General features: G+C 68.3%; 6 protein-coding genes and 1 pseudogene. All 7 read right to left on the bottom strand.

The features are described 5' to 3' along the window. Positions 1-2,301 (bottom strand): annotated as a pseudogene (locus ACR2JI_RS06305) (hypothetical protein); the annotation flags it as partial. A gap of 474 nt (positions 2,302-2,775) precedes the next feature. Further along, complete coding sequence (locus tag ACR2JI_RS06300; RefSeq protein ID WP_526389152.1) at positions 2,776-3,543, bottom strand: SDR family NAD(P)-dependent oxidoreductase; 768 nt, start codon at positions 3,541-3,543, stop codon at positions 2,776-2,778. A gap of 13 nt (positions 3,544-3,556) precedes the next feature. Then, complete coding sequence (locus tag ACR2JI_RS06295) at positions 3,557-5,929, bottom strand: flippase-like domain-containing protein (protein WP_526389150.1); 2,373 nt, start codon at positions 5,927-5,929, stop codon at positions 3,557-3,559. Between the two features lie 15 nt (positions 5,930-5,944). After that, a complete protein-coding gene (locus tag ACR2JI_RS06290; protein WP_526389148.1) occupies positions 5,945-6,490 on the bottom strand; it encodes a chromate transporter in 546 nt (181 codons plus the stop codon). Beyond that, positions 6,487-7,053: a chromate transporter gene (locus tag ACR2JI_RS06285; protein ID WP_526389146.1), complete on the bottom strand. Its 567-nt coding sequence runs from the start codon at positions 7,051-7,053 to the stop codon at positions 6,487-6,489. Before ACR2JI_RS06285 ends, ACR2JI_RS06290 begins: the two co-directional genes overlap by 4 nt. Beyond that, complete coding sequence (locus tag ACR2JI_RS06280; protein WP_526389144.1) at positions 7,046-8,035, bottom strand: phospholipase D-like domain-containing protein; 990 nt, start codon at positions 8,033-8,035, stop codon at positions 7,046-7,048. Before ACR2JI_RS06280 ends, ACR2JI_RS06285 begins: the two co-directional genes overlap by 8 nt. Beyond that, complete coding sequence (locus ACR2JI_RS06275) at positions 8,035-8,628, bottom strand: hypothetical protein (RefSeq protein ID WP_526389142.1); 594 nt, start codon at positions 8,626-8,628, stop codon at positions 8,035-8,037. Before ACR2JI_RS06275 ends, ACR2JI_RS06280 begins: the two co-directional genes overlap by 1 nt. Positions 8,629-8,630: the final 2 nt, after the last annotated feature.

Genomic DNA, 8,630 nt, shown 5'->3' with positions numbered 1-8,630 from the left:
GCCGTTGACGGCGGGGTGGCAGTTCTCGTCGTCGGTGTAGCCGGCCAGACCGCCCGTGCCGCCGGTGCCCGCGGTGCCGGCATCGCCGCCATTACCCCCGTTGCTGCCGGTCGGGTTGGCCGCGGTGCCGTTGGCGCCGTTACCACCTTCCCCGGGGGTACCGGCGTTGCCGCCGTTTCCGCCATCGCCGCCGTTACCGGCCCGGGCCGCTCGCTCGAAGAGGAACAGGAAGCGGCCCTCACCGGCCGCGCCGCCATTGCCGCCGTTGCCGGCACTGCCGGCATTGCCGCCATTGCCGCCGTCGGTGCCGTCAACCGTCGGGTCTGTGGAGGTCACACCGTCGATGCCGATTCCGCCGTTACCGCCGTTGCCGCCCCGGCCACCTTCACCGCCGCGGCCGCCCCAGCCGAAGACCCAGGAGCCCTCGCCGCCGTTGCCGCCATTGCCTGCGCTGCCGCCGTCACCGCCGTCGGTTCCGCTATCCCCGGGATCAGCACCGTCGACACCGTTCGCGCCGTCGAGGCCCTGGCCACCGGCGCCGCCGCGGCCGCCGCCGCCCCAGATCGACAGCAGACCCGTGTTGCCGCCGTTGCCGCCGTTTCCGCCGGCACCGGCGAGGCTGGTTGCGGTACCGCCGTTGCCGCCGGAACCGCCCGAGCCCAGCCATAAGCCGCCGAGGCCGCCGTTGCCGCCGTCACCGCCGTTGACACCGGCGCCGCCAACGCCACCGCCCCCGCCGCGGGCGAACAGCGACAGACCGCCGCCGTTGCCGCCGTTGCCGCCGCTACCGCCGGTGCCCGAATCTGAGCCGCCGTTACCGCCTGCGCCGCCGACGCCGCCTCGGTATCCAACGAGCGTGAACACGCCGGTGCTGCCGCCGTTGCCCCCGTTACCGCCGTTACCGGTGGCAGAGGTCGTGGCACCGCCGGCGCCACCGGCGCCGCCCGAGCCCAGCCACACACCGCCGCGACCGCCGTTGCCGCCGTTGCCGGCTGTCACGCCCGCACCACCAACGCCGCCGACACCGCCGCGGCTGTAGAGAAGCAGTCCAAGGCTGTAGCCGCCGTCACCGCCGACGCCGCCCACGCCACCGGCCGAACCGCCGACTCCGCCGGCACCGCCGGTGCCGCCGACGCCGTAGATCGCCAGCAGGCCGGTATGGCCGCCGGTGCCGCCTGCGCCACCGTTGCCGGTGGTGGAGGTGGCCGCGCCGCCTGCGCCGCCGTTGCCGCCGTAGCCGACAAATAGGCCGCCGCGGCCGCCGTTGCCGCCGGCCCCGCCGTTGGTTCCGTCGATACCGGCGCCGCCGTTGCCGCCGTTGCCGAACCAGCCCGCCGCGCCGCCGTTGCCGCCGTTGTAGCCGTTACCGCCATTGCCGATCAGGCCGCCCCTACCGCCATTGCAGGGGTCGCCTTGGTCGCAGGTTTCGGCGGTCCAGGAATAGCCGTTGCCGAACAGGACGCCGGCGTTGGGGTTGTCGGCGGTGCCGTCGCCGATGAAGATCCGGATGATGGCCCCCGGCTGCCAGGCGGTAACCGCCGAGGCGGTAGCACTGCTGGAAGTGGCTGCGGCTGCCTTCGCCGTCTTCAATGCGCTGCCCGTCTCGCGGCGGGTCACTGCCAGGGCGGTCCACATCAGTGGGGCCACCGCCGGACCGTCACCGTTACCGCCGGTTGCCAACCAGGACAGCAGGTTTGCGCCCAGATTTCTTACCGAGGCCGACGCCACCGCTCGGGGTGCTGCTTCATTGGGGGAGGCTGCGGCCGCGACTGTGGCAACCGCGTCGGCCTCGGCCGAGGAGTCACTGTCAACCGGGGCTGCGGACTCCGCGGGACTGTCGGTAATCACCGATCGGGATGGGGCGGCGTCGGTCGTGGTGGGGTGGTCTTCACCAACACCTGCGGCCGGCACGCGCACAGGGGTGTCGTTATTGCGCCGCGGGGCCTTAGCCGCCGCCGCTGCCGAGCCGCCGCTGCGCGGCGATGCCGAGTTGCCGGTGTCACCGCCTGCCGACGCGGACGCGCCGTGGCCCGAACGCCGGGACGGCGAGGTCGATGCGGTGGCACCGGCCGAGGAGTTGTCCGCACTGGAACCGCCCGAGCCGGTGGTGTCTGCGAACGCCAGCGGCATCGACGCCGCAGCGGATCCGACTCCGAGAGCGATAGCCAGTGCGCCAACCCGGCCGACGTAGCGGGCGTACCCCTGAGCCTGCGCTTCTGGCGGAGTCCGGCCGAACTCGATGGCGCGGATCCGACCCCGCCCGTTGGTCCGATAGGTGTGGGCAGAGTCAGCTGAGCGCATGTGAGGAATCCTTTGCCGGACGGAACTGGGCACGGCACCCCCTGCCGCGCGTCTCGAGCAGGCTAGCAAAGCTTCGGCCGGGGTCGTGGGGCAAATCGCTGGATTGTTTCGCCGATCATCCCGTTCAGGCGTACCGCGACAGCTCGACGCTATGGCTCGCGTTGTTTATCCGAGTGACTGGGGGAGTCGGAGGTATCCGTACTCAACGTGACCGTGCAGATTTGGCAAACTCTTGGAAGGTCGTCTGGCGGGCGCTGGTAACGCGTGATTTTCTGCAAAGTCACTTTTCGTGCCGGGTAGGCCCCGGGTGGCTGATTAGCCGAAACTGTTGACCACGGTGGGTGGTGGGTTTACAAACAAGGGAAGCAGGGCAGTGGTTCCAATCCCCTTGCTACTGCGTGGAGCCACTGTCCTGCCATTCCAAAGCAAACCTGCGAAAAGACTGAGTTGTCAAACGGCGCCGTCGCGTCGGGCTCAGAAGACGCTGTAACCGCCATCCAACACCACCGTCTGACCGGTGAAGTAGCCCGATCCCGGGCCGGCCAGCCACACCGCCAGCGCACTGAAATCCTCCGGAGTTCCCCACCGGCGCAACGGAATCCGTGGAAGGACTTTATCCACCACGGCAGGGGAGTTGAGCAGATCGTCGGTCATCGCCGCCATGGTCCATCCGGGAACGATCGCATTGACCCTGATCCCGTCCCGGGCTAATTCCACTCCCAGCCCACGTGCCATGGCGACCAGACCCGCTTTCGCTGCGCCGTAGTGGATGGCAAACGGCTGCCCGTCGCTCATGGACACGCTGCTGGTCAGCGCGATCGAGCCGCCACCGCCGCGGGCCTTCATATGACCGACCACGGCGCGGACCGTGTAGAAGACGCCGTCGAGGTTTACGGCCATCACTCGGCGCCATTCCCCGGTGGTCATCACATCGACCGGGGCAGGCCGGCCGGGCACGCCGGCGTTGGCGAAACAGGAGTCGATCCGACCGAAGCGGGCCAGTGTCTGGTCGAGACCCGCGGCCACGGCGTCCTCGTCGCTGACATCGACGGTGAACGCATCCGCCTCGCCGCCGGCGGCGAGTATCGCGGCGACTGCGGCGTCATTGCGTTCGGCATTGGTGCCCCAGATCGCGACTGCCGCACCGGCCCGGCTCAAGCCGTGCGCCATACCCAGTCCGATACCGCTGTTGCCGCCCGTCACCAGTGCGACGTGCCCACTGAGGTCAAACCATTCGGTCACATGTCTTCCTTCTCTAGATCATGTCTTTTGCGGTCAGCCATCGCATGATGGGCCAGCCGAAGAACACCGGCAGCCACACCGTGAGCACCCGGTAGAGCAGCACGGCCGGCACGCCGATAGCGGTCGGGACGCCGAAGGCGGCCAGGCCACCGATCAGGGCCGCCTCGACCGCGCCGACCCCGCCGGGGGTGGGAGCCGCCGCGGCCAGCGTCCCGCCGACCATCGTCACCACTGTGACTGTGACGAAGGTGGTGCCCCCACCGAAAGCCATGACGCTGACCCAGAGTCCGAGTGCGGCACCGAGAGTTGTTCCAGCACAACCCAATACGATGATCGCGAAGCGCTTCGGCTCGCGGACCAGATCGACCAGATCGGTCCCCACCTCGTTGATCTTGGGTCGCACGGCGGTCTCCAGCCAGACCCGCAGTTTCGGCACGAACAGAAATGTGCCGACGGCGCCGAGCGCCACCCCGCCAATCAAGTACAGAAGAGTCAGCTTCGGCACGAAGTGCGACAGATCGGCCGAGGCCCCGGCCGCGACGCTGAAGAAGATCAGTAGCGCGATATGAGTGATCACCTGAACGGCCTGCTGCACGGCCACCGCCGCGGTGGCGCGCACCGTGCCCAGACCGGCCTTCTGTAGGAACCGCGTGCTCAGCGCGAGGCCGCCCACCCCGGCCGGTGTGGTGGTGGCGGCGAAGGTGTTGGCGAACTGCATGATCAGCACATTGCGGAAGGACACGATCTCCGATGCGCAGGCCCACAGGCCGGCCGCGGCCGCCACATATGTCAGTGCCGAGATACCAAGGCCCAGCAGCGCCCACCACCAGTTCGCGGTGCGCAGCTCGCTGAAGAAGGCCGGCACCGTGCTGATGAACGGGTAGGCGACGTAGACCAGCGCGACCAACAGCACCAGTTGGATCACCTGCTTGCGGGTGAAGCGGGTGATGGTCTCCTCCCGGATCGCGCTTGCGCCGGTCTGGTGCTTGACCTCGTCGCGAGCCGCGGCCGTCACGGACTTGGCGTCGCCGAGGGATCGGCGCAAGCGGGGTGGTAGGGCCGATCGGGTGAGCCGCCGGGAGGCGTCGAGGACGGTATCGGTGCCGAACTCGGCGATTGCCGCCCGCACCGAGGGCTCGGCCCCGAACTTTGCGGTGGTGGTCACCAGCAGTTGCGCGATATCGGACTGCATCTGCTCATCGGAGGCCCCGTACTCCGAGGAGCCGAACCCGCCGAATAATGCGGTACCGGCGTCGATGGTGATCTCGCCGGCCCGAAGGTCGCCATGGGCGATCTGGTGGCGGTGCAGCGCGCCCAGTGCCTGCCATACCGCGGTGACGGCTTCGGGACCGTCGGTCTGGTCCAACACGGAGCCGCGCGGTGAGGTGTGGGCGAACATCGTCCAGCCACGGTCCAGTGCGGAGAGCGTCAGTGTGGTGGTGTTGGCCGCGCCGAGGTCGCCGACGGCGATGGCCATCAGAGCCCGGTGTTCGACCGCCCGGTGCATCGAGGTCTGCAGGGGTGCGGTCTCGCTGTCCCGCAGGACGAGCCAGCGCCAGAACTGGCGCAGCGCGCCGCCGCTGCGCTGATTGGGTCCGTACATCTCGACGACGGTGGTCCGACCGGCAGGGTCGGCGGCGGACAACTCCAGCGGTCCCTGCCCGGCCGGTCGGATCACCGTCAGTGAGTCGACCTCGAAGCCGCGGCGCGATAACGCCCGTACCGCGCCGTCGAGGGGGACCTCCAGTGCCGGGGTGCCCACCACCCACACGACCAGCGCTCCGACGAACCAGCCGACGGCAAGTCCCAGCAGGGAGCGGGCCGGCACCACGGCGCTGACCACCAGGTGGATCGGGACGAATGCCAAGAGCAGGGCCCACCACCACCGCCGCCACCGGGCCGGTAACCAGGGGCCGGACACGGTCAGCACCGCTGCCAGCATGGCGATCCACCGGGGGTCGTCGAGGAACTGCGACAGCATCGTCGACAGCCGCTCGCTGATGTCGAAATGCCAACGGGGCGCGGCTATTCCCTCGCCGGTGATCGACAGCGCCCCCGCCGCGATGAATCCGGCGGCGGCATAGGCGCCGAGTAGTTTCCACTCCCGCCCGGCGATCAGGCCGATGAGGATGACGAAGGGCAGTGCCACGATCGCGATGCCGTAGGCCAGGTACACCAGGTTCGACTGGAACGGGGTCAACACCCCGACGATCCGGGAGATCGATCGCTCCAGGCCGACCCAGTCGCTGCGGGTGATCAGCGAACTGGTGATCACGATCGCCAGGAATATCCCCGCCAGGGCCAATCGGAAGATGTCGGTGGTGCGCCGGGTGAGCGGTTGTAGCAGGCTGCCGGAGACAGCTATCTCCCGACCGTCGACCCGCACGGTTACAAACTAGCGTCAGACCAGGCCCAGATAGCCCAGCAGTGCCGCGGCGCCGACCACGATCAGCGGATTGGTCTTGGTCCGGACGAAAATCACGGTGGCAATGGCAGTGGTCAGGTAGGCCCGCCAGTCGTGATCGGCGGCGCGGCTCATCACCAGCGATGTGGCCAGGATCAGTCCGACGGTCAGGGGCGCGAACCCCTTCTCGACCGCGATGCGCCACTTCGACTTCTCCGCGCGTTTCCACGACACCGTCACCAGATACATCAGCACTGCGGCCGGCAGGATCATCGCAACAGTGGCGATCACGCCGCCGATCACCCCGCCCAGAACGCCGGCCGCCTTGAGACCGGCGGCATAGCCCACCAGGGAGACGATCAGGATGCTCGGTCCCGGGGCGGCCTGCGAGATCGAGAAGATATCAGCGAACTGCCCGTTGGTGAGCCAGTGATGGCCATTGACCGCTTGCAGGTGCATCTCGGGCAGCACCGTATTGCCGCCGCCGATCGACAGCAGCGACAGCACGCCGAACATGCTGACCAATGACAGGTAGGTCGTCATGCCGGCTCAGCCGCCCGGTCGCGGGGCCAGGCCCAGATCAGGCTCAGCGGTGCCAGTATGGCCAGGCTGATCAGCAGCGGCCATCGGAGCAGGCCGTTGAGGACGAAGGCGGCCGCGAACAGGGCGATCGGGATCGGCCCGCTCAAACACTTCTTCCCGGTCTTGATCACCATGGTGATCGTCAGCGCGACGGCGGCCGCGGACGCTCCGTGCAGGGCGCCCTTGACTGCCGGCACCTCTTTGAAGGTGAAGTAGATGAAGCCCATCCCGAGCATCAGCGCCACCGGCACCAGACAGAGGCCGACGACGGCGGCGACAGCGCCGCGGCCGGCCCGCAGGTGGCTTCCGACGAAGACCGCGAGGTTGACCTGGGTGGCGCCGGGCATGATCCGGCACATCGTCATCGCGCTGAGGAACTCCTCCTCACCCATCCATTTCTTGCGGGCCACGACGATCTCGCGGGACCAGGCAGACAGGCCGCCGCCGAACGATGCCAGCGCGATGTGGTTGAACGTGACGGCGATCTGCGCCAGCGAAACCCGGGATGGGGTTTCGTCACTCATGAACCAGGTCCGCGTCGTGCGGAAAGTCATCCTCGTGATGCTCGACGGTGCCGAGCGGATCGGGTGCCTCGTAATGGTGCGAGGTTTTCCAGTCCGACTTGAACACGCGCCGCAACCGGTCGACGATATCGGGCTCGTCGATGATGACGCCCAGCTCGCGGCGGAGGTCGAAGGCGCTGCGGTCGATGTTCATCGAGCCGACAAGTGCCTCCCGGCCGTCGACGACAAGCAGCTTGGCGTGCACCCGGAGGTTCTTCTGCTTGCGGACCTTGACGCCGAACCGGTGCAGCGTGCGCAGCGAGGAGAAGGTGTCCAGGATGTCCCACTCGCTGATGCCGTGTTTCCCGCCGCACAGCACTCTCACTTCGACGCCACGATGGGCGGCGTCGGCCAGTCGGTCGAGGATCACCGCGTCGACGAACTTGGGATGTTGGACGAGCAGTGTCTCGGTGGCGCGATCGATGAACCGGGCCATTTGGAAACGCGAGTTGGAGTTGCTCCACAACAGACCGGCGTCGTTCTCCGGGGTGAAGTCCAGATGCTCCCAATCGGCGTTGAACACATCAGTGATCTGGCGGATGTGCTCAGGGTCATAGGTGATGATCCCGTAGTCCCGGGTGAGGGTGAAGTATTTGATCATCAGGTTGTAGGTGGCGACCATCGCGGCGCGGCCGTCCACCACGATCGACTTCTCGTGTGTCACATAGAATTTCGGACTCGACCACTGGACATCGATCCCCGCGGACCGGAACTGTTGGTAGGTCTCGTCGTTGGCCCGATCACCCCCGGAGCGCTGGGCGTTGAGCATGACCCGCACGTTCACACCGGCGTCGTGACGGGCGATGGTGGCGTCGATCAGACTGGGCTCGGTGAACGTGAATTGCTTTATCAGCAGAGAACTCTGCGCCGAGGAGATGAACTCACGCACCGGTTCGAGACCGTCGTCGGGTTCGACGATCAGGCGCGGGGGAACAACCGGCATCAGGGCTGGGGGTCCGGGGCGGTGCCTGACTCGGCGAGGTTTGCTTCAAACTCCTCCGGGGACATCTGGCCCAGGAGCGCGCCTGTGAGCTCGCCTTCGGCATACATCTCGTGCAGTCGTCGCAGGAAGGCGATCCGGCCGGTGCTGGGGTCTTCGGCCGTCGGGCCGATTCCTGGTGCAGGGGTGCCGGCGCCCGGAATCGCGGGGGTCAGGTTCTGCGGGACCAGATAGTTGGGATCGAATGCACTCAGGCGCGGTAGCAGTGCCGGGGTGACCCCGGCCGGGGCGGCCGGTGCCGGATTCTGGCCCAGTAGCAGGTTCGCGCCGTACGCCGACAGGTCGGGCAGACCGAGCGGACCGGTCGGGCCGTCTCCGCGCTGCCCCAGGGCGTTGCCGATCGAGGAGACCAGTGGCGGTGCGGGGACGGGACTGGGGGTGGCTGCGGGTATGGCTTCGGCTTCGGGTGCGGGTGCGGGTGCGGGGACCGGATCGTCGGCGACGGGCGGGTCCGCCCACGCCATCGGGGCCGGGCCGACCCCCAGCGCGCACGCCGCTATCAGCGCCGCCGCCGTGAACTTCCGCCGTGCTGTCACCG

The sequence above is a fragment of the Mycobacterium sp. genome (genome assembly GCF_051006775.1).
Lineage (GTDB): Bacteria > Actinomycetota > Actinomycetes > Mycobacteriales > Mycobacteriaceae > Mycobacterium.
Note: the sequence above shows the minus strand (reverse complement) of the source record. Positions and strands in the feature narration are given on the sequence as shown.

Coding starts and splice junctions, on each gene's coding strand:
- ACR2JI_RS06290 (WP_526389148.1), bottom strand. CDS start 6,490: ATGACGACCTACCTGTCATTGGTCAGCATGTTCGGCGTGCTGTCGCTG.
- ACR2JI_RS06285 (WP_526389146.1), bottom strand. CDS start 7,053: ATGAGTGACGAAACCCCATCCCGGGTTTCGCTGGCGCAGATCGCCGTC.
- ACR2JI_RS06280 (WP_526389144.1), bottom strand. CDS start 8,035: ATGCCGGTTGTTCCCCCGCGCCTGATCGTCGAACCCGACGACGGTCTC.